The organism is Streptomyces sp. NPDC047453 (genome assembly GCF_040643155.1).
Taxonomy (GTDB): domain Bacteria; phylum Actinomycetota; class Actinomycetes; order Streptomycetales; family Streptomycetaceae; genus Streptomyces.
In genome coordinates, this window is record NZ_JBEYTS010000013.1 from 90,695 (window position 1) to 112,083 (window position 21,389).

Genomic DNA, 21,389 nt, shown 5'->3' on the forward strand with positions numbered 1-21,389 from the left:
ACGGGAGGGGACGTACATGGAGAGCGGGCCGACGATCTTCGCGGGAACGGTGTTCTCCCTGTTCGGAGCGGCTTTGCTGGGCTGGACGGCGGTCCGGGTCCGGCACCGGGAACCCGTCGCCCACGGCCTGCCCCGCACCGCGTCGGCGACCGTCGCGACCCTGGCCGCCGTGACCGCGCTGACCGTCGGCGTGTGGTGCTTCGGGCGTCTGTGACGGCCGCCGCTCCTGTCCGGTCTCCGTAACTGAGAAATCACCCTCCGCATCAGCCCGAACAGCCTGGTGAGCAGTCCGGGCGGCAGGAAGGGGGGTAGTCGGGTTACCGTTCGAGTGGCCGTTGCGGGCTTTTCCCGTTTGACACGGGGGCGGGATGTACCGTCACACTCCGCAGCGTCACCACCACCCGACCCCCGGGAAATCAAGGCCTGGGGAGGCTCAAGCGTCGACCGGAGAGAAGAGCGAAGTTGTCCCCGACCAGCGAGACCGCACAGGGCGGCCGCCGACTCGTCATCGTCGAGTCGCCTGCCAAGGCGAAGACGATCAAGGGCTACCTCGGCCCCGGCTACATCGTCGAGGCGAGCGTCGGGCACATCCGCGACCTTCCCAACGGTGCCGCGGAGGTACCCGAGAAGTACACCGGCGAGGTCCGCCGCCTCGGTGTGGACGTGGAACACGACTTCCAGCCGATCTATGTCGTCAACGCGGACAAGAAGGCCCAGGTCAAGAAGCTCAAGGATCTGCTGAAGGACTCCGACGAGCTCTTCCTCGCCACCGATGAGGACCGCGAGGGCGAGGCCATCGCCTGGCATCTCCAGGAGGTGCTCAAGCCGAAGATCCCGGTCAAGCGGATGGTCTTCCACGAGATCACCAAGGACGCCATCCGGGAGGCGGTCGCCAACCCGCGCCAGCTCAACCAGCGGCTGGTCGACGCCCAGGAGACCCGGCGCATCCTCGACCGCCTCTACGGCTACGAGGTCTCGCCCGTGCTGTGGAAGAAGGTCATGCCGCGGCTTTCGGCGGGCCGGGTCCAGTCCGTCGCGACACGGCTCGTCGTCGAGCGGGAGCGCGAGCGCATGGCGTTCCGTTCCGCCGAGTACTGGGACCTGACCGGCACCTTCGCCACCGGCCGGGCGGGTGACGCGAGCGACCCGTCGTCGCTGGTCGCCCGGCTGCAGACCGTCGACGGCAGGCGGGTCGCGCAGGGGCGCGACTTCGACTCCCTGGGACAGCTCAAGAGCCCGAACACCCTCCACCTCGACGAGGCCACCGCCCGCGCCCTGGCCGCCGCCCTGGAGGACACCCGCTTCTCCGTCCGGTCCGTCGAGTCCAAGCCGTACCGCCGCTCGCCGTACGCGCCGTTCCGTACGACGACGCTCCAGCAGGAGGCCAGCCGCAAGCTCGGCTTCGGCGCGAAGGCGACGATGCAGATCGCCCAGAAGCTGTACGAGAACGGCTACATCACGTACATGCGTACGGACTCCACGACCCTGAGCGACACGGCGATCGCCGCCGCCCGTGCCCAGGTCACCCACCTGTACGGCGGCGACTACCTGCCGCCGCAGCCCCGTACGTACGCCGGGAAGGTCAAGAACGCGCAGGAGGCGCACGAGGCGATCCGTCCTTCGGGTGATCGTTTCCGCACGCCCGCCGAGACCGGTCTGACCGGCGACCAGTTCAAGCTCTACGAGCTGATCTGGAAGCGGACGGTCGCCTCCCAGATGAAGGACGCGACCGGGAACAGCGTGACCGTGCGGATCGGCGGTGCCACGGCCGACGGCCGGGACGTCGAGTTCAGCGCGTCCGGCAAGACGATCACCTTCCACGGCTTCCTCAAGGCGTACGTCGAGGGCGCCGACGACCCCAACGCCGAGCTCGACGACCGCGAGCGCCGGCTGCCCCAGGTCGGCGAGGGCGACGCGCTCACGGCCGAGGAGATCACGGTCGACGGCCACGCCACCAAGCCTCCGGCCCGCTACACCGAGGCCAGCCTGGTCAAGGAGCTGGAGGAGCGGGAGATCGGCCGCCCGTCGACGTACGCGTCGATCATCGGCACGATCCTCGACCGCGGCTACGTGTTCAAGAAGGGCACGGCCCTGGTGCCGTCCTTCCTGTCCTTCGCCGTGGTCAACCTCCTGGAGAAGCACTTCGGGCGGCTCGTCGACTACGACTTCACCGCCAAGATGGAGGACGACCTCGACCGCATCGCGCGCGGCGAGGCGAAGGCCGTGCCGTGGCTGAAGCGCTTCTACTTCGGCGAGGGCACCGGCCACGGCGGCGCCGCCGAGGCCGGCAACGGCGACGGGGACCACCTCGGCGGCCTCAAGGAACTGGTGACCGACCTGGGCGCGATCGACGCGCGCGAGGTGTCGTCGTTCCCCGTGGGCAACGACATCGTGCTGCGGGTCGGGCGCTTCGGCCCGTACATCGAGCGCGGCGAGAAGGAGACCGAGCAGCACCAGCGCGCCGACATCCCGGCCGACCTGGCCCCGGACGAGCTGACCGTCGAGCTGGCCGAGAAGCTGCTGGCCGAGCCCAGCGGCGATGTCGAGCTGGGCACCGACCCGGCCAGCGGCCACACGATCGTCGCCAAGAAGGGCCGCTACGGGCCCTACGTCACCGAGGTGCTCCCCGAGGGCACCCCGAAGACCGGCAAGAACGCGGTCAAGCCCCGTACGGCCTCGCTGTTCAAGTCGATGTCCCTGGACACCGTCACCCTGGACGACGCCCTGAAGCTGATGTCGCTGCCGCGCGTCGTCGGCGCCGACGCCGACGGCCAGGAGATCACCGCGCAGAACGGCCGCTACGGCCCGTACCTGAAGAAGGGCACGGACTCGCGCTCGCTCCAGTCCGAGGACCAGCTCTTCACGATCACGCTGGAGGAGGCGCAGGCGATCTACGCCCAGCCCAAGCAGCGGGGCCGCGCGGCTGCCAAGCCGCCGCTGAAGGAACTCGGCCAGGACCCCGTCAGCGGAAAGCCGGTCGTGGTGAAGGACGGCCGCTTCGGCCCGTACGTCACCGACGGCGAGACCAACGCGACCCTGCGCTCCGGCGACAGCGTCGAGGAGATCACTCCGGAGCGCGGTTTCGAGCTCCTCGCGGAGAAGCGCGCCAAGGCCCCGGCCAAGAAGACCGCGAAGAAGGCCGCCGCCAAGAAGACGACGGCGAAGAAGACGGCGTCCACGGCCGCGAAGAAGACCGCGGCGAAGAAGACGACCACCGCCAAGAAGACGGCCGCGAAGAAGACCACCGCGAAGGCGACGGCCGCCAAGGCGGCGGAGGACTGATCGCACCGCGGGTCCCTCGCGGCTCCTTTGCGAAAGGCACGCCCCGGCATCACTTTGGTGTCGGGGCGTGCGCACGTCCGGACGGTCACTCCATGCTGTCGGTGGGTCCCGATAGGCTGAACGCATGACGCGAGCCGAGCAGCCAACGGCCCACACCTCCGCACCCGACGACGCACTCATGGCCGATTCCCGCGAGCGCGCCGTCCGCGCCCTGCTGCGCCGACCGCAGCTGCGGCGGCTGTGGAGCGCCCAACTGGTGGGAGGCGTCGGGGACACCCTCGCACTCCTGGTCCTGGTCGTCCTCGCCCTCCAGGCGGCGGTCGCCGCGGGCCCCTTCGGCGGTGGCTACCGGGGCGTGGCCTTCGCAGTGGCGACGGTCTTCGGAGCGCGCATCCTGGCGACGTTGCTCTTCGGAGCGGTCCTCCTCGGACCCCTCACCTCGCTCACCTCCCAGGAGGGACCGCTCGACCGGCGCTGGACCATGGTCGGCGCCGACGGTCTGCGCGCCGCCCTGCTGCTCGTCGCGCCCCTGTGGATCGACTGGACGCCGGACGACGCCCTGGCCTTGCTCCTGGTCACCGTCTTCGTGACCGGGGTCGCCGAGCGTTTCTGGAGCGTGTGCCGGGAGGGCGCGGCCCCCGCGCTGCTGCCCGCCCCGCCCCCGGAGGGCGCCACGGTGCGCCCGCTGCCGGACCACATGGACGCCCTGCGCCGCCTGTCGCTGCGGACCACCTTCCTGGCGGTCCCGCTGGCGGCCGCCGCCCTGGTCGCCGCCTCCCTGCTCAACAACCTCCTGGGCACCGGCATCGCCTGGTTCGACCAGCACCAGGCGGCCCTCGGCGCGTACGTCGCGGCCGGCCTGTTCGCCGCGTCCCTGTCCGTGCTGACCTACCTGGAACTGCCCGGCACCCGCACCCCGCGCCCGCGTTCGCCGTTGGAGGGGCTGCGCCGCCCGAAGACGGGCTCCGGCGTCGACAAGGGCCGCACGGGTGCCGTTCCGCTGCTCGTGCTCGCCTGCGCGTCCGTCGCCGGGGCGATCGCCGCCGCGGTCGCCGTCTGCGTGCTGCACGCCACGGACCTGCGCGGCGGCCCGGTGCTGTACGGGCTGGCGGTGCTCGCCCTGACCGGCGGGGTCGCCGTCGGCATCCGTACGGCGCCGAAGGCGCTGGTCTCCCTGTCGCGGCGGCGGCTGCTGGCCCTGACGATCGCGCTCACCGGCGTCGCCCTGCTCGCCGCCGGGCTGGTCCCCGACGTCACCACGGTCCTGCTGATCCTCGCGCTGGCCGGAGTCAGCGCGGGCGCCGCCGCCAACACCGGGCACACGCTGCTCGACCAGGAGGCCGAGGACTACCGCAAGCCGCGCATGACCGAGCACCTGCACGCGGTGGTACGGGTCTTCGTGGCGCTCGGTGCCGTGCTCGCCCCCGTGGTCGCGGCCGGGATCGGCCCGCACCGCCTCGAGGACGGGCGGTTCGTGTTCGCGCACGGAGGCGCCGCGTTCACGCTGATGCTGGTCGGCGCGCTGCTCCTGCCGGTGGCCGCGCTGGTCCTCGCCAAGGTCGACGACCGCTCCGGCGTACCGCTGCGACAGGACCTCGTCGACGCCCTGCGGGGCGGCGACGACCCGGTGACGGCCCCCGCCGAGTCCGGATTCTTCATCGCCCTCGAAGGCGGCGACGGCGCCGGCAAGTCCACGCAGGCCGAGGCGCTCGCCGACTGGATCAGGTCCAAGGGCCACGAGGTCGTCCTCACCCGCGAGCCGGGCGCCACTCCCGTGGGCAAACGGCTGCGCTCGATCCTGCTGGACGTGTCCTCGCAGGGCCTGTCCCACCGCGCGGAGGCGCTGCTGTACGCCGCCGACCGCGCGGAGCACGTCGACACGGTCGTACGGCCCGCGCTGAAGCGGGGCGCCGTCGTGATCAGCGACCGGTACATCGACTCCTCCGTCGCCTACCAGGGCGCGGGCCGCGACCTGTCCCCGACGGAGATCGCGCGGATCTCCCGCTGGGCGACGAACGGTCTTGTGCCGCATCTGACGGTCCTGCTGGACGTCTCGCCGGAGACCGCGCGTGAGCGGTTCACGGAGGCTCCCGACCGTCTGGAGTCGGAGCCGGCCGAGTTCCACGCGCGCGTGCGGTCCGGTTTCCTGGCGCTGGCCGCCGCCGACCCCGGCCGTTACCTCGTGGTGGACGCCGGGCAGGAGCCCGAGGCGGTGACCACGGTCGTCCGGCACCGGCTCGACCAGATGCTGCCGCTGTCCGAGGCCGAGCTGAAGGCGCAGGAGGAAGCGCGGAGGAAGGCCGAGGAGGAGGCGCGCCGCAAGGCGGAGGAGGAGGCCCGGCGCAAGGCCGAGGAGGAGCGCCTGGAGCGCGAGCGCCAGGAGCAGCTGGCGCGGCTGCGCGCCGAGGAGGAGGAGCGCAAGCGGCGCGAGCTGGAGGAGGCGCAGCGGCGCGAGGCCGAGCGGCAGGCCGAGGAGGCCCGGCAGCGCGCCGAGGAGGCCCGGCGCAAGGCCGAGGAGGAACAGGCCCGGCTGCTCGCGGAGGAGCGGGCACGGGCGGAGGCCGAGGCGCGCCGCAAGGCCGAGGAGGAGCAGCGGCGCCGGCAGGCCGAGGAAGAGGAGCGGCTGCGCGCCGAGGCCGAGGCGCGGCGGCTGGAGAAGCAGCGCAAGGCCGAGGAGGCCCTGTTGCGGGCGGAGGAGGCCCGGCGGGCGGCGGAGCAGGCCGCGGCCACCGCGCAGTCGGGTCCGCGCCGGTCCACGGAGCCGACGGCCGCGGCGGTGCCGCCGGGCGAGGTGACCGTGCCGACGCCGCTGGTGACGCCGACGAACGCGTCGGGCGGGCCCGCGGACGAGACGGCGGTGCTGCCGCCGGTGCGGGACGACCGGGGGAGCGGTAAGCCGTCGGGCGAGGGCTCGGACCAGGGGTCGGGCCGGGGCTTGAGCGAGGGCTCCCGTGGGGCGTCCCGCGGGTCGGCGGAGTCGGGGCCGCGGACGGCGGGCGAGTCCGAGTCCGAGGTGACCGCGAAGCTGCCGAAGCCCGTGGTTCCGCCGGGGGCCGCCGACGAGACGGCCGTACTGCCACCCGTCCCGCCGGGGGCCGCGGACGAGACCGCCGTACTGCCCGCTTTCACGCCGGGCGCCGCGGACGAGACGGCGGTCCTGCCTCCGGTCCGCGGGGAGGACCCCGCGGACCGGGTTCCGCCCGGTTTCTTCCGGGACGAGCGGGGCGAGCGGTCGCCGGCCGCGCGGCCCGACCAGGGCGACGACCGTACGCGGGAGCTGCCCCAGGTCGACGCCGAGTCGGTCGCCCGGCGGCGGCCACGGCCGGACTGGGCCGAGGAGACGCCGCTCGACGATCTGCCGACCCTGGCGGACGAGCTGCTGGGCCCGCGCGAGGACGGCAAGGGGCTCGACGACGGCGACGGCGGCCGGGGGCGGGACCGGCGGCGCTGAGCCGTCGGACGGGCGCCGATCGCGGTGATCGGGGCGATGGTGCGCTCGCCGATTCGGGCGAGGCCGCACGCCGTGTTGTCAGTGGTGCCCCGCACAATGGATCCCGCACCACGAACCATGACGAAAGGGCGGCGTGACCCATGAGCGTGTGGGACGACCTCGTCGGGCAGGAGAAGGTCAGCGAACAGCTGAGCGCCGCTGCCCGGGACGCCGACGCCCTGGTCACCGCGGCCGCCACGGACGCGCCGCCGCCCGAGGCGTCGAAGATGACGCACGCGTGGCTGTTCACGGGACCGCCCGGCGCGGGGATCACGCAGATGGCGAGGGCCTTCGCCGCCGCCCTCCAGTGTGTGAGCCCCGACCGCGCCCTCGGCGGCGTCCCCGGCTGCGGATTCTGCGACGGCTGCCATACGGCGCTGGTCGGCACCCACGCCGACGTCAACACGGTCGCCGCCGTGGGTACGCAGATCCTCGCCGACGACATGCGGGACACCGTGCGCAAGTCGTTCACCGCCCCGGCGACCGGCCGCTGGCAGGTGATCCTCGTGGAGGACGCCGAGCGGCTGAACGAGAAGTCCGCCAACGCCGTGCTGAAGGCCGTCGAGGAACCCGCCCCGCGCACGGTCTGGCTGCTGTGCGCCCCCTCGGTCGAGGACGTCCTGCCCACGATCCGCTCCCGCTGCCGCCATGTGAACCTGCGCACGCCGTCGGTGGACGCCGTCGCCGACATGCTCGTACGCCGGGAGGGCGTCGAACCCGCCGTCGCCGCCGCCGCGGCCCGCGCCACCCAGGGCCACATCGACCGGGCCCGCCGCCTGGCCACCGACCCGGCCGCACGCGAACGCCGAACCTCCGTCCTGAAGCTCCCGCTGCGCGTGGACGAGATAGGCGGCTGCCTCCGGGCGGCCCAGGAACTGGTCGACGCGGCGGCGGACGACGCCAAGGCGCTCGCGGAGGAGATGGACGCCAAGGAGTCCGAGGAGCTGAAGGCGGCGCTGGGCGCGGCCCAGGGCGGCCGGCTGCCCCGCGGTACGGCGGGCGTGATGAAGGACCTGGAGGACAAGCAGAAGCGCCGCCGCACCCGCACCCAGCGCGACAGCCTCGACCTCGCCCTGACCGACCTCACCGGCCTCTACCGGGACGTCCTGGCCCTCCAACTCGGCTCCCGCGTGGCCATCGCCAACGCGGACGTCGAGGACACCCTGGAGCGCCTCGCCCGCGACAGCTCGCCCGAATCCACCCTGCGCCGCATAGAGGCGATCGCCGCCTGCCGCGACGCGCTCGACCGCAACGTGGCCCCGCTCCTGGCGGTGGAGGCGATGACGATGGCCCTGAGGGCGGGCTGACGAGTACGCCAAGTGCGCCGAGAACACCGAGGCCACCGGCGTCGACGGCGTCACTCGTACGGGGAACGACCCGCACGTAACGCACTCATTGGATCGCGGAGAGTTACGCTCGCTGGATGCACATCAGGCGCGCCCTTCGTCCGAACAGCAGCAGAGTCTCCCGGCCCCGAACCCCCCTCCGCGCGGCCCGCGCGGGCGGCACCCTCCTGGCGGCCGCCGCCCTGCTGGTCTCGGCCTGCTCCCCCGGCACCACGCAGCGCCGGACCGAGCCCGCGGCGGACGCGGCGCTGGCCGCGCTGCCGCGGGCCACGCCCCCCATCCTGTCGCCGTACTACGAGCAGAAGCCGGCCTGGCGCAGCTGCGGGGTGTCCGGCTTCGAGTGCACGACGGTCAAGGTGCCGCTCGACTACGACCGGCCCGACGCGGGCGACGTCCGGCTGGCCGTGGCCCGCAAGAAGGCGTCCGGCCCGGGCAAGCGGCTCGGCTCGCTCCTGCTGAACCCGGGTGGACCGGGCGGCGCGGCCGTCGCCTATCTCCAGCACTACGCCGGTGTCGGGTACCCGGCCGAGATCAGCGCCCGCTACGACCTGGTCGCGACGGACCCACGCGGGGTCTCCCGCAGCGAGTCCGTGCGGTGTCTCGACGACCGGGACATGGACACGTACACACAGACCGACTTCACGCCGGACGACAGCAAGGAGACCGACGCGCTCGTCGCCGCGTACCGCAAGTTCGCGGAGGGCTGCGGCGCACGCGACGCCCGCCTGCTGCGGCACGTCTCCACCATGGAGGCGGCACGCGACATGGACATCGTGCGCGCGGTGCTGGGCGACGGGAAGCTGAACTACGTCGGTGCCTCGTACGGGACGTTCCTCGGGGCCACGTACGCCGGCCTGTTCCCGGACCGCGTCGGCCACCTGGTCCTGGACGGGGCGATGGACCCCTCGCTGTCGGCGCGCCAGATGAACCTGGACCAGACGGCGGGCTTCGAGGAGGCCTTCCAGTCGTTCGCGAAGGACTGCGTACAGCAGAGCGACTGCCCGCTCGGCGGCCGCGGCGCGACGCCGAAGCAGGTCGGCGACCAGCTCGCCGCCTTCTTCCGCAAACTCGACGCCCGGTCGATCCCCGCCGGTGCCGCCGGCGGCCGCCGTCTCGGCGAGTCCCTCGCCACCACCGGGGTCATCGCGGCGATGTACGACCAGGCGGCCTGGCCGCAACTGCGCTCGGCGCTGGCGTCGGCGATGAAGCAGAACGACGGCTCCGCCCTGCTGGCCCTCTCCGACAGCTACTACGAACGCGACTCCGGCGGCCACTACAGCAACCTGATGTACGCCAACGCCGCCGTGAACTGCCTGGACCTGCCGGCCCCCTTCGCCGCCCCCGAGCAGGTGGAGGAATACCTCCCCGCCTTCGAGAAGGCCTCCCCGGTCTTCGGCCGCGGCCTCGCCTGGAACACGCTGAACTGCGCGTACTGGCCGGTGAAGCCCACCGGCCGGCCCCACCGCATCGAGGCCAAGGGCGCGGCCCCCATCGTCGTCGTCGGCACCACCCGCGACCCGGCGACCCCCTACCGCTGGGCCCAGTCCCTGTCCCGCCAGCTCTCCTCGGCCCGCCTGCTGACCTACGACGGCGACGGCCACACCGCCTACCGCCGCGGCAGTCGCTGCATCGACTCCGAGATCAACACCTACCTCCTCCAGGGCACCCCTCCGGCGAACGGAAAGCGCTGCTCGTAACCACCGCGCCCACCCCGGCGCCCCCGGCCCCAGGGGCGCCCCGGGGCGTGTGCGAAGCACCCCCGGGAACTGTGTAGACTTACCGAAGTTGCCGATCGCATCATGATGCGGCAGCGCGCCGCTTTAGCTCAGATGGCCAGAGCAACGCACTCGTAATGCGTAGGTCTCGGGTTCGAATCCCGAAAGCGGCTCCAGTGAAACCCAGCTCAGACGCTGTCTGAGCTGGGTTTTCTTGTTCAGCGGACGCTCAGCGCGGCAGCGTCCCCGCGCAGGTGACCCCAGGGGGCGCGGCCCTTGGCGTAGTCGGCGGTCAGGGTGTCGTCCGTGGCGAGCGGGGACGGGCCGATCGGCTCGTCCAGCGCACCCGAGTCGGCGATCCACAGCCGCACCGTGCGGGCGGCTTCTGGGGGTAGCGCTGCCCCCGCTCCTCCCACTCCGCCGCCGCCTCGTAATTGCCGGCGGCTTCGGCGGCCCGGCGCGGAGGCCGACGCCCTCTGCAACGCCGAATACGGCCAGGTCAGCGACGAGAGAGTCAACCACCGCAACGGCTACCGCCCGCGCGAGTGGGACACCCGGGCGGGCACCGTCGAACTGGCCGTGCGGCCGTCGGACTTGTACGGCTCCGCGCCGGCGTCCTCCAGCACGCGCTTGAGGTCGCCGGGGGCGGCGACGGCCCGGTGATAGGCCAGCTCGCGGACGACGGCCGCCGCGCGAGCCTCGGCTTCGGCATCGTGGCCGTCGGTGTGGACGACGATCCGCCGCGCCAGGAACGCCATGCCTTCGGCGGACACGCACATGCCCATCGGGGTGACGGCGTAGATCACGGTCCGGCCGATGTCGGGGCCCGCCATCGCGGCCATCACGGACGCGGCGGCGGGCAGCGCCCACAGCCCGAGACGGACGATCCGGGGCGAGGACTGTCCCAGCATGGTCAGCCCGAGCAGGACCAGGCCCAGCACGGCGGTGGCGCCTTCACCGGCGGCGACCGCACCGAGCGCAGTGCCGGTGCCGTAGGCGTGGCCGATGTTGCTGAAAGTGCCGTACCCGCCGATACCACCGACGGCGGCCATGATGACGAACGCGGCCCCGAGCACGACCCGCTGTGAGCGAGTCAGTTCCTTGCGGTTCATGCCGCACCCCCGCCATCGGTCCACGGCGTGTGAGTGACCGGCGTCTGCTCGGTCCACGTACGCAGCGCCTCGGCGGCGCCGCTGACCTCGTGGCCCTCGTCCAGGACACCGGCGAGGATGACCCGCGTGTCCCGCAACCGATACTCCGAGAGCCTGGCGTAGGCGCGTTCGTCGGCGTCGGTCAGGCCCGGCAGCGGGATGTCCAGTGCTTCATGCACCGCGCGCAGCAGCGCTACGACAGCCTCAGGGAGGGAGTCGAGGCGTACAGTCGGCTCGCTCATGCCGCACCTCCGGGCGCCATCGCGCCGGCCGTGCGGTTGAGCAGGGCGGCGCGGGCGGCGAGCGCCCGGCGGCGGGCCCGGCGGATACGGCGGGCGTCCAGCTCGGACGGCGTGCGGTCGAGCGTGATGATCTGCGCGTCGATCAGGTCGACGTCCGCGAGGATCGCGGGCATCTCCAGCTCGATCGCGTCCAGCTCCGCGGCCGTCGGCTCCATGAAGTCGGCGAACGCGGTAACAGCGTCCTGAACAGTGACGATGTGGTTCATTGGGTCGTGGTTCCTTCCACAGAGGAACGGCCCGAACGCGGCTCCCGGGTGGCACCCCGGGAGCCGCTCGCCGTTGAAGTCGGTTCCGACTCCCCGCGCTCTCGCCCGTACGTCCTCACGCAGCGCGCGGAACGGACGGGCGAGAGAGGCAGTCGGCGCAGCAACCGTGCTGCGAACCGGAACGGACCGGCCGCACGGCACCGCCGGCCGGTCCTTACCGGCGGTGCCCAAGGTGACGCGTACCGGCTACTCGGAGGATCAGCCGATTCGGTGCACGATCACCACGTTCCGGGGCGACCTGAACCAGATGAACTACGAGATCGGCACCCTGTCCGGCCGGGAAGAGAACGAGCCTCAGTGAGAATCTGCTCAGCGCAACCGCATGACCTGGCCAAGCTGCTCGCCTTCCGACAGGAGGCGGCAGCTTGGCTGTCGGGTCTCGGTACCGACCAGTGGCAGCGTCCCTACCCGGCTGACAAGCTGCTCGCCACCATCGAGGCGGGAGAGGTCTTCATGGTGCGCGACGGTGACGCCACGGCAGCCACGATCACATTGACCCCGGAAGCGGAAGAGGGACTGTGGACCGCAGATGAGCTACGGCAACCCTCCCTGTTCATCAACAAGCTGACCGTAGCGCGTACGCACGCTGGCCAGAACCTTGGTGGCCGGCTGCTCGATTGGGCCGGGGACCGTGGCCGTCGTGCGGGTGCCGAGTGGCTTCGCCTGGACGCCTGGACGACGAACACCGGCTTGCAGGCGTACTACCTGCGCCACGGCTTCCGGCACGTTCGGACGGTTCACCAGGAGGTCGCCGTGAACGGTGGACCTAGGGTGTCAGGGTGGCTCGCACAGCGGGCAACGGGCCCCGCGGCGCACGGATTCACGGACGAAACCGCAGCTCCCGAGCACGTGGGCTGACATCAACCGCTGACATCAACACCGGCTACAACAACGCACGACGGCGCACCGATGGCACGTCTCCCGCCTCGTTCACCTCGTGCTGAACGAGGCCCACGCGCGATCCACCGGAGGTGGCGCACACGCCTACGGACCAGAAGGTTGCAGGTTCGATCCTGCCGAGTGCACACAGGCAAGAGGCTGTTGGATGATGGGGGGGCAACGGTCGACGTTCGCACGACGTTTCAGGGGTACGCCCGTCGGCTGGGCGTAGGGGGGAGCAGGTGGTGTCGCAGGGGCGGGATCGGTCCTTTCTCGACAGCAACGGCTGGACGGTGGTGCAGCTCGTCTGGGCTGTGTGGGTAGCTGCCAGTAGCGGCAGTGCGGCGTGGGTGCGTGTGGGGTGTCTGGTGATCGGTGCTGCAGCCGCCTGGGACCTCGTGCTGGATTTGGTCGGGCGGCGTCGGCAGCGCGGGGCCGGGGTCGCCGACGTCCGTGACTGATCGTTCCCCGGCCATGGAACCCCGTGCTCTGCACATTGTCTGACCAGCCTTTGAGACTGTCGGTCCGTCTCAGTTTCCGTCTCATTCATCGCCGTACGCGGCCGTCCGGGACCGTTCAGTCTGCCCCAGGGGCGGCGGCTTTGTGGGGCGCGGCCGGCGATTGCTCCGGGGAGCCGGCAAACACCGAAGAGCCTGGAGGGTTTGATGTCCTAAGTAATCATTGAGGACCGTTCGCACGGATACCTCCCAGGGAGAAACCGTTTCAGAGCCGCTGCTGACAGGCGTTCCTGGTCAGCAGCGGCATTGGGCCGTAAATGGCCACAATCTACCGCCTCACACCCATCACGGAGGTTCTCATGAGAAACCTGGGCAAGGCGGCGCTTGCCGCTATCGCTCTTTCCGTCTTTGCGGTTATTTCCCTTCAACTGGTCAGTCAAGTGCAAGCTGACTCCAACGCCGGATCACTACTCCGAACGGCATTGGGCGGGCTCCTGGCCGGATTGACATTGGCCTGGGGTGGATATCTCCTTCACCTTGCACGCTCAGGCAGGGAAGGAAAACGTCGGGGCCAGTGAAGGAACTAGTTTTGAGCATGCTTATACTCAAATAGCCGAATTGAGCGACGCCGACAAAGAAACAATCGCCAAGGCCAGCGGATCCACGCTAATACCGGCACTGTATGCACGGGCCGGGTTGGCCTCAAGCCGGCACCGCGACAATATCCCTTTACTTGCCAGCGAGCTCGGTCTGCTTGAGGCTGCGGTGATTAACCTGGAGTCGTATGAGGGGAGCGAAGTAATGCTGTGCGTCGGCTACGAACCGCTGGATAGCTTTGCGCATCGCAGGAGAAATACCTACCCTCTGCGCCGCATACACGGAATTTTGTCATTCGTCTATGAAATGGGAGGTGCCGTCGACGGAACAGCAATACGACCTACGCCTGACGGTGGGGGACCTGAGCTTGTCTCATAGCACTCCCTCCGTGCCACCGGTGAGGGCGCGGCGGCATCCGCCGCACAGCGTCAGCCGGGCGGCTTCAAGGGTGGGGATGGGCTTGCTGGCCTGCCACTCGCGGGGCTGGTGAGGAGGTCGGCGAGGAGCCAGGGCACCTCGGCCGGGTCCGGGCGTCCGGTGAGCCGCTGGACCAGGCCGCGGATCCGGGGAGAAGAGCCGATTTGCGGACCACACGCCGAACCCTGCACCGCGCGCAGGGGGCGTGAGCGCTGCCGTGGAGAAATCCTGGAGATGATCTTGCATCGAAGCCCCTGGGGAGCCGACAGAGACCGACGCTCCCCGACGCGCTGACCTGCATATTTGACCTGGAGCACAGGTAGACGATCTTCCAGGGCCTGATTCGGGACGAAGGGGTCGTGGGGTCAAACCCCGCCACCCCGACAGAGAAACACCAGGTCAGGCCCGGTTTCCAGAGATGGAAACGGGGCCTGATGTGTTCTGGGGGCGCGGCGAGATCAGCGGCCAGTCTCAGTTGCAGTCTCATTTGCCTCCCGATCCGGCACTGTCCACTGACGTCCGTCGAGGTTCGCGAACCCGCTCTGACCGGCAGTGGAGCCTGTTACACGGACGTCTACAGACGCCCCCGGACCAAGATCGGACAACTCGTAATGCGTAGGTCTCGAGTTCGAATCCCGAAAGCGGCTCCATCCGGAGGACCAGCTGGGAACGTTCCCAGCTGGTCCTTCGTCGTTCCGTGGTTCCCGGCCGAGTTCGCCGCCGCGACGGGCAGGCGTACTTTTGAAATCAGGCAAGGGTGACTCCCCGGTCGGAACGTCCAGGCCTCGGTGGAAGCCACGAGGGCGCATGCGAGATCTTCGGGCGGCCTGGCGGTCCCGGGCCAAGGCCCTGGACCACGGATCCGAGCGGGGTGCGTACTCACACAGCAGGCGCGGAGGGGTCATGGCCGAGCTCGGTAAGGCGGGCAGCCCGCCGAACCCTGCCGCGGTGCTGCGCGAGCCCTCACGGCTGGCCGCGGTGGACGCCGTCCGCGCGGTCGACGAGCTGACCAGGGACGCCTTCGCCCGGTCCGTGCGCCTGGCCGTACGGCTGCTGGACACCCGAATGGCTCTGATCAGTCTGGCCGGGGCGGACCGGCAGTTCATCAGGGGCGGGGTCGGCCGAGCCGTACCGCGGCACGGGGAGCAGGAGGGGGTCGACTGGGGCTTCTGCTCCGAGGTGGTGGTGTCCGGCCGGCCGCTGGTCATCGACGATGTGCGGAACGACTCCGCGCACCGGTCCGACCTCGCGGTCGCTGCCACCGGCATGCGCGCGTACCTGGGCGTGCCGCTGCTGCTGGAGGAGCTGTCGCTCGGCGCGCTGTACGTGATCGACACCCGGCCGCGGCTGTGGGACAAGGAGCAGCGGCGCGCCCTGGAGCAACTGGGCGCCTCGGTGATGAGCGAGATCGGGTTGCGGCTGGACGCGGCCGAACGCGGTCGCCTCTACGAGCAGGCCGCGGCCGCCGCCGTGGTCGAGCACAGACGGTCCCAGCAGTTGCAGGACCTGGCCCGGGCCGGTCTGCGGATCAATGCCGCGCCCTCACTGGACTACGCCCTCCAGACGGTCACCGAGGAGGCCAGGTCGCTGGTGGGCACGCACCAGTCGGTCACCAGCATGACCACGAACCTCCGCTGGGCCCAGGCGATCAACGCGGTCTCCCTGTCGGACAAGTACGGCGAGTACCGCTTCTTCGACGCGCCCCCGGTCGGAGAGGGGATCTATGTCCTGGTGTGCCAGGACAACCGGCCGATGCGGATGACCCAGGACGAGCTGGAGGCCCATCCGGCCTGGCGGGGCTTCGGCTCCTACGCCGCCGTTCATCCGCCGATGCGCGGTTGGCTGGCCGTCCCGCTGATCGGCACCGACGGTCGCAACCTGGGTCTGATCCAGCTTTCCGACAAGCAGGACGGCAGCGACTTCACGGCCGACGACGAGGCGATCCTCGTCCAGCTCGCCCAGCTGGCCTCCGCGAGCATCGAGAAGGCCGCGGCACTGGAGAACCAGTACGAGATCGCTCGTACCCTGCAGAGCAGTCTGCTGCCGCAGCAACTGCCCGAGCACTCGGCGGTGTCGGCCGCCTCCCGGTACCTGCCCGCCGCACCCCGCGCCGGGGTCGGCGGCGACTGGTTCGACGTGATCGGACTCTCCGGTGCCCGGGTCGCGCTGGTGGTCGGGGACGTGGTCGGCCACGGCATCCACGCCGCCGCGGCCATGGGCAGGCTGCGTACGGCCGTGCGCACCCTCGCCGATGTCGATCCCACCCCGGAGGAGCTGCTCACCCGGTTGGACGACCTGGTGAGCCGGCAGTCCGCGGAGTCGGGCGCCGACGACGGTGCCGACCCGGCACGCGGAGGCGCCGTGGACGTCGGAACCACCTGCCTGTACGCGGTGTACGACCCGGTGGCCGGGCGTTGCTCCCTGGCCGGTGCCGGCCATCCGGTGCCCATCATCGTGACCCCGGACGGCAGCGCCGACTTCCTCGACCTGCCCTCCGGGCCGCCGCTCGGTGTCGGCGGCGTGCCGTTCGAGACGGTGGAGTTGGAGGTGCCGGAGGGCAGTCTGCTCGCCTTCTACACCGACGGGCTGGTCGAATCCCGGCAGCGCGACCTGGAAGCGGGGCTGGAAGAACTGCGCGACGCACTGACCGAGCCGTGCGCCTCGCTGGAAGCGCTGTGCGACCACGTGGTCAAGTCGCTGCTGCCCGAGCCCCCGGCCGACGACGCGGCACTGCTGCTGGTCCGGCCGCACGCCTTGGACGAGACGCGGGTCGCCACCTGGGACATCGCCGCGGAACCGGCCGAAGTGGCCCGGATCCGCGCTCGGACCGCCCGCCTGCTGGCGACCTGGGGCCTGGAGGAGATCGGCTTCGTGACCGAGCTGGTGGTGAGCGAGCTGGTCACCAACGCCATCCGGTACGGCCAGCCGCCCATACAGATGCGGCTCATCTACGACCGGACGATCATCTGCGAGGTCTCCGACGCCAGCAGTACCGCCCCGCATCTGCACCAGGCCCGCATCTTCGACGAGGGCGGACGCGGCCTGATGCTGGTCGCCCGGCTCACCCAGCGCTGGGGCACCCGCCACGCCCGCGACGGCAAGACCATCTGGTGCGAGCAGGCCCTGCCGGTGGAGGGCCTGGCCGTGGAGGGCCTGTCTCTGGACGACCTGCTGCCGTCCGACTCGGAGCAGTGACCCCGCCTTTCGTGGGGTCGGCGAGCGCCCGGTCGGGCCGCCTGCTGTGATCCGCATGTGATCGGGGAGCCGTAGTGTCGCCGCCCGGCTGTGGGATGCGCGGAAGGCGCGGACAAGGGCGGGGGACGGTCATGACGTATCGGCGCGCGGCGATACCGGCGCTGGTCGGGGGTGTGCTGATCACGGCGTTGCTGTGGCGGGCGGGGGCGAGCGTGCAGGCGCTGCACCTGGCGGGCACCGCCGACGCGATCGGCGGCCGGACCGCCACCGAACTCGAACACTGGCTCATCCCCTGGTCGTACGACCCACCGGACGTCGTGCGGTTCGGTGCCGGGGCGTCCGGACCGGGCCAACGGCACGCCTGAGCCCGACGGAGCGCGCTACCTGGTGCTCTACCACACCGCGATGCAGATCCGCTTCGGCGCGGTGTTCGCCTTCTTCGTGCCCGGCGCGCTGCACCTGGTCCGCAGGCTGCCGCCGGTGTACGGCCGGCTGCCCGCCACGCTGCTCGCGGTGTGTGGCCCGGGGCCTGGTGGCGGGGACCCTGGCGGTGGCCGTCTCCGCGCCGTGGCTGATCGCCTCGCAGGGGCGCGGCAGTTACCGCTTCCTGCCCCAGTTGGCGGTCACGACCTCGTCCGGGCGGCAGATCCTGGTGGTGACCGCGCTGGTCGCGGCGGTGGGGACGGTGTTCGCGGCCCGGATCACCGCGAAGGGCGCCGGTCCGCTGCCGCGGCAGGCAGTCCCGGCGCGCGCCGCCCGCCTTTCCGTCACCGCCGGGACCGCGATCATCGCGCTGTCCCTGCTCGTCCTCTCGTACCAGTCGGTGGCAGCCGCCATCCAGAGGTTCGACCCGGTCGGTGGGCTGTTCGCCGAGCCGGGTGAGCTGCTGCGCGAGTGGCTCCTGCTCGGCGGCTGGGCGGGACCGGCGGGCGCGCCGTTCGGCGACTGGTTCCTGCACCGGCTTCGCGGCGTACTGCTGCTCGTGGTGGTGTGGTGGGCGCTGCGGTGGCTGCCCGTGCCGCTGACCCGGGCCACCGTCCCGGCGATGGCGGTCGGCGCGGTGTGCGCGACCGTCCTCGGGCTGCTGGCGAGCCAGTCGCTGCGGATGGCGACGGACGGGGCGGGCCTGCGCTGGGGGTTGACGTACCTGTCAGCGGGCCCCGGGGACGGCGTTCCCGCCGACCTGACCTGCGGTCTGGTGGCGGGAGTCGTGGCCGCCACGACGCTGCGGCTGACCGTGGCCGGCCGTGCCGGCGACGTACCCGAAGCCGCACCCTCCGCCGAGAGCCCCGCCCACCCCTGAGAGGGCTGCGGAAGGCGGGGCCACGGGGGCACGCCGGGGCTTTCGCCGCGGAGTGCCCCCGTGGAGTGCCCCGTGCACAAATCGGGGAGGGCGCGGAGGGTGTTCAGCGCACCGCGCGGGTGTGCGTGCGCTCGAAGACGGCGAAGGCCGCCTCCTGGCGCCATTCGAGTTCCGCCCTGGGGCTGCGGGAGAGCAGGCGCTGACAGGCCGGGGTCCGTACGGGCAGGCCGGGGCGCTCACCGCGGCAGGCGGACACGACCCGGTAGCCCGCGGTGGTGGGATTGCCCTGCCACAGGCTCGCACCGGGCAGGAAGGCGTACTGGAGTGAGGCGCGCGCCAGGTCCTTCAGCTCGGCGTAGGAGAGGCCGTAGGTCGTGGCGGCGTACTGGTACTCGTGGCTGATGTCGATCCGGGACACGCCGGGGTCGTCGGTGGCCAGCACGATGGGGACGCCGTAGCGGCGATACGTGGTGAAGGGGTGGTCGGCGCCCTTCACGCCGAGGATCTGGGCGTTGCTGCTGAAGGGCACTTCGACGGCGACCTGGCGGGCGGCCATGGTGCGGGCCGTGCTCTGCCAGCCGTCCTCGTGGACGAGGTCGACGCCGTGCCCGACCCGCTCGGTGCGGGCGACGTCGACGGCCTCCTCGATGTGGAACCTCAGGTCCTCGGGCTTGACCAGCCCGGGCCACAACTCGCCAGCGTGCAAGGTGACATGGGCCTTCGGGTACTGGCCGCGCAGATAGCGGACCATGCGCATCTGGAGCGTGTAGTCGCGCAGGGCGACATCCCCGTCCTCCGGCTGAACGAGGTTGACCGCGACGAAGCGCGGGTCGCGCTCGGCCAGCCGCATGCCCAGGGCGAGTTGGGTGAAGACCCGCTCCGGGGCGCTGCCCCGGGAGGCCTGCGAGACCCAGCGGACGGTGAGCCGGCAGCCTGGCCGGGCCTGGCGGGTGCCGCAGCGCTCGGTCGCGCGGAACTCGGCGTCGCCGTCGTCGGCCTCCCTGCGGGCCGCGGCGACCACCTTGTCCAGTTTGCCGCCTGCCACCAACTTGCGGTGCAGCGCGGCGAGATCGCTGTCCCAGCCGACCTCGGCGGCCAACTGCTTCGCGCCGTCGGAGGCCGGGGTGACCATGGTCTCCAGATAGAACTGGTTCTGGCCCGCGACGTCGTCGGCGACCTGGGCGAGCAGCTTGCCCCGGTGCCGCCAGGTCACCTCGCCGAACTTCCCGAAGGTGTCGAAGAAGTGGTCGTGGCCGTTGCCGCCCGGCGGGAAGTCCTCCATGGACCAGGCGCGGACCAGCGCCTCGTGGAAGGCGCGGTCGGTCCGGGCGTCCGCCGCGGGGCGGGTGCCGGGCCCGCAGGGAGGCGCGACGGCGGTCAGCGTCGCGGTCTCGACGCACAGCCCGTCCTCGACGGCCAGTTCGATCAGGTACTCCGTGGACACCGCGCCGGAGAGGTGGTTGTGCAGGTCCCCGCCCTTGGGCAGGCTCACGAAGAACCCGCGCAGCGGCACGGGCCGGGAGCGCAGCGATCTCAGGTAGGCGTCCGTACGGGTCTCCGCGACCGTCATCGGCCTGGACCGAGGCACGGCACGCGACGGGAGCCCGCCGCCGGTCTGTTGCGCGTCGGCGGTCTGTCGCGCGCCGGCGGGTTGCGCGTCGGCGGACGGGGCGGTCAGGAGGGACAGGGCGAGGAGGGAGCCCACGGTGGCCGGAACGGCCCGGCGGCGTGCGGCACTTCGGAGTTGCTTGCTCACTCGGGCATGATCGGGGTACAAACGCGGCTGAACCGGTTCTCTCCGGCATCTTTCGCCGGACAGTACCCGACCGGGTGACCGCACGGAATGTCGCGGACGTCACCCGGGCGGCTGACGGACTCACGGCATGGCGTGCGTTTTTCGTACCGGTTCCGGGAGGGTTGCGGTGAGGCGGGGGTAAGAGGCCGCAAAGTGAGGTGGCGTCGGAGCAACCGGCGCCGCCCGGGCGACATCCTGGTGAACGAGGGGCGCCGTGCGGGCGCCGTTGTCGTCGGATGGGATGAGGGCCGTGGTGGAGCCGAGGATCGCTGTCGCGGTGGTGACCATGGGCAACCGGCCTGCCGAGGTCGACGCTCTGCTGGAGTCCGTGGCCAAGCAGGATCTCTCGCCCGCGCGCATCGTGATCGTCGGCAACGGGTGCCGGCTGCCCGAGTTCGCCCGCCGGCTGTCCCTGCCCGGTGAGGTCACGGCGGTCGATCTCGACGAGAACCTCGGCTGCCCCGGCGGGCGCAATGCAGCCCTGGCCCGGCTGCGGGAGTTCGGGGACGTCGACGTGGTCGTGGAGCTGGACGACGACGGGCTCCTGGTCGACGCCGACGTACTGCGCCGGGTACGGGATCTGTACGCCGCCGACCCGCGCCTCGGCATCGTCGGCTTCCGCATCGCCGACGAGTGCGGCGAGACCCAGCAGCGGCACGTGCCGCGGATCGGCGGGTCGGACCCGATGCGGGGCGGGTACGTCACCGGGTTCCTCGGCGGCGGGCACGCGCTGCGGATGGCGATGCTGGAGCAGACCGGGGACTGGCCCGCGGAGTTCTTCTTCGCGCACGAGGAGACCGACCTGGCCTGGCGTGCCGCCGACGCCGGCTGGAAGATCCTCTACGCGCCGGAACTGCTTCTGCGGCACCCGAAGACCTCGCCCGCCCGGCACGCCATCTACTACCGGGTCACCGCCCGCAACCGGGTCTGGCTGGTCCGGCGGCGGCTGCCGCTCCCGCTCATCCCGGTGCACCTCGGCGTGTGGACGCTGCTCACCCTGGCGCGGACCCGTTCGTCCGCCGGGCTGCGGGCCTGGTTCGGCGGGTTCGTGGAGGGGCTGCGCGAGCCCGCGGGGGAGCGGCGGCCCATGCGCTGGCGGACCGTGTGGCGGCTGACCCGGCTCGGCCGCCCGCCGGTCGTCTGACCCGCCGGATCACAGCCGCTGGGGCCGTGCGAGGCTCGGTGTGTGCGGG

The 21,389-nt window shown here is 71.6% G+C and carries 15 protein-coding genes, 1 tRNA gene and 3 pseudogenes; 14 read left to right on the plus strand and 5 right to left on the minus strand.

Features of this window, described 5'->3' with window-relative positions:
• Positions 1-16 precede the first annotated feature (16 nt).
• From ABZ818_RS14860 to ABZ818_RS14885, 6 genes are all read left to right on the plus strand, one after another.
• Entirely contained in the window at positions 17-214 is a 198-nt protein-coding gene (locus ABZ818_RS14860) for a hypothetical protein (protein WP_361414199.1), read from the plus strand.
• 248 nt (positions 215-462) lie between these two features.
• Entirely contained in the window at positions 463-3,282 is a 2,820-nt protein-coding gene (gene topA, locus ABZ818_RS14865; protein WP_361414201.1) for a type I DNA topoisomerase, read from the plus strand.
• A 124-nt stretch (positions 3,283-3,406) separates the two neighbouring features.
• A complete protein-coding gene (gene tmk, locus ABZ818_RS14870) occupies positions 3,407-6,733 on the plus strand; it encodes a dTMP kinase (RefSeq protein WP_361414203.1) in 3,327 nt (1,108 codons plus the stop codon).
• 140 nt (positions 6,734-6,873) lie between these two features.
• A complete protein-coding gene (locus ABZ818_RS14875) occupies positions 6,874-8,079 on the plus strand; it encodes a DNA polymerase III subunit delta' (protein WP_361414205.1) in 1,206 nt (401 codons plus the stop codon).
• Between the two features lie 116 nt (positions 8,080-8,195).
• Positions 8,196-9,815: an alpha/beta hydrolase gene (locus ABZ818_RS14880; RefSeq protein WP_361414207.1), complete on the plus strand. Its 1,620-nt coding sequence runs from the start codon at positions 8,196-8,198 to the stop codon at positions 9,813-9,815.
• A 117-nt stretch (positions 9,816-9,932) separates the two neighbouring features.
• A tRNA-Thr gene (locus ABZ818_RS14885) sits at positions 9,933-10,009 on the plus strand.
• A 42-nt stretch (positions 10,010-10,051) separates the two neighbouring features.
• Here ABZ818_RS14885 and ABZ818_RS14890 read toward each other — a convergent pair.
• Positions 10,052-10,204 carry a hypothetical protein gene (locus tag ABZ818_RS14890; RefSeq protein WP_361414349.1) on the minus strand — a complete coding sequence of 51 codons (153 nt, stop codon included), beginning with the start codon at positions 10,202-10,204 and terminating at the stop codon, positions 10,052-10,054.
• 88 nt (positions 10,205-10,292) lie between these two features.
• On the opposite strand from ABZ818_RS14890, the pseudogene ABZ818_RS14895 reads away from it, so the two are divergent.
• Positions 10,293-10,415 (plus strand): annotated as a pseudogene (locus ABZ818_RS14895) (transposase); the annotation flags it as partial.
• A 62-nt stretch (positions 10,416-10,477) separates the two neighbouring features.
• Here ABZ818_RS14895 and ABZ818_RS14900 read toward each other — a convergent pair.
• The 3 genes and pseudogenes from ABZ818_RS14900 to ABZ818_RS14910 all read right to left on the minus strand — a co-directional run.
• Positions 10,478-10,945: pseudogene (locus ABZ818_RS14900) on the minus strand (conjugal transfer protein); the annotation flags it as partial.
• Positions 10,942-11,226, minus strand: a complete 285-nt coding sequence (locus ABZ818_RS14905) for a hypothetical protein (RefSeq protein ID WP_361414209.1) — start codon at positions 11,224-11,226, stop codon at positions 10,942-10,944. The gene ABZ818_RS14905 and the pseudogene ABZ818_RS14900, both read right to left, overlap by 4 nt.
• Positions 11,223-11,492: a DUF6284 family protein gene (locus ABZ818_RS14910; protein WP_361414211.1), complete on the minus strand. Its 270-nt coding sequence runs from the start codon at positions 11,490-11,492 to the stop codon at positions 11,223-11,225. The genes ABZ818_RS14905 and ABZ818_RS14910 overlap by 4 nt, the downstream gene beginning before the upstream one ends.
• Positions 11,493-11,727: 235 nt before the next feature.
• Between ABZ818_RS14910 and ABZ818_RS14915 the strand changes: the two are divergent.
• The 6 genes and pseudogenes from ABZ818_RS14915 to ABZ818_RS14940 form a co-directional block, all read left to right on the plus strand.
• Positions 11,728-11,853: pseudogene (locus ABZ818_RS14915) on the plus strand (GntR family transcriptional regulator); the annotation flags it as partial.
• A complete protein-coding gene (locus ABZ818_RS14920) occupies positions 11,850-12,410 on the plus strand; it encodes a GNAT family N-acetyltransferase (RefSeq protein WP_361414213.1) in 561 nt (186 codons plus the stop codon). The pseudogene ABZ818_RS14915 and the gene ABZ818_RS14920, both read left to right, overlap by 4 nt.
• A gap of 998 nt (positions 12,411-13,408) precedes the next feature.
• Positions 13,409-13,864, plus strand: a complete 456-nt coding sequence (locus ABZ818_RS14925; protein ID WP_361414215.1) for a hypothetical protein — start codon at positions 13,409-13,411, stop codon at positions 13,862-13,864.
• 942 nt (positions 13,865-14,806) lie between these two features.
• A complete protein-coding gene (locus ABZ818_RS14930) occupies positions 14,807-17,098 on the plus strand; it encodes a SpoIIE family protein phosphatase (protein ID WP_361414217.1) in 2,292 nt (763 codons plus the stop codon).
• Between the two features lie 131 nt (positions 17,099-17,229).
• Positions 17,230-17,463, plus strand: coding sequence for a hypothetical protein (locus ABZ818_RS14935; protein WP_361414219.1), 234 nt, complete (start codon positions 17,230-17,232; stop codon positions 17,461-17,463).
• A 167-nt stretch (positions 17,464-17,630) separates the two neighbouring features.
• Positions 17,631-18,401 (plus strand): hypothetical protein, encoded by a 771-nt coding sequence (locus ABZ818_RS14940; RefSeq protein WP_361414221.1) that lies wholly within the window; start codon positions 17,631-17,633, stop codon positions 18,399-18,401.
• Positions 18,402-18,504: 103 nt separating this feature from the next.
• Here the strand turns inward: ABZ818_RS14940 and ABZ818_RS14945 are convergent, their stop codons facing one another.
• A complete protein-coding gene (locus ABZ818_RS14945; RefSeq protein WP_361414223.1) occupies positions 18,505-20,157 on the minus strand; it encodes an adenosine deaminase in 1,653 nt (550 codons plus the stop codon).
• 289 nt (positions 20,158-20,446) lie between these two features.
• On the opposite strand from ABZ818_RS14945, the gene ABZ818_RS14950 reads away from it, so the two are divergent.
• Entirely contained in the window at positions 20,447-21,340 is an 894-nt protein-coding gene (locus tag ABZ818_RS14950; protein WP_361414225.1) for a glycosyltransferase, read from the plus strand.
• The last annotated feature ends 49 nt before the right edge of the window (positions 21,341-21,389 follow it).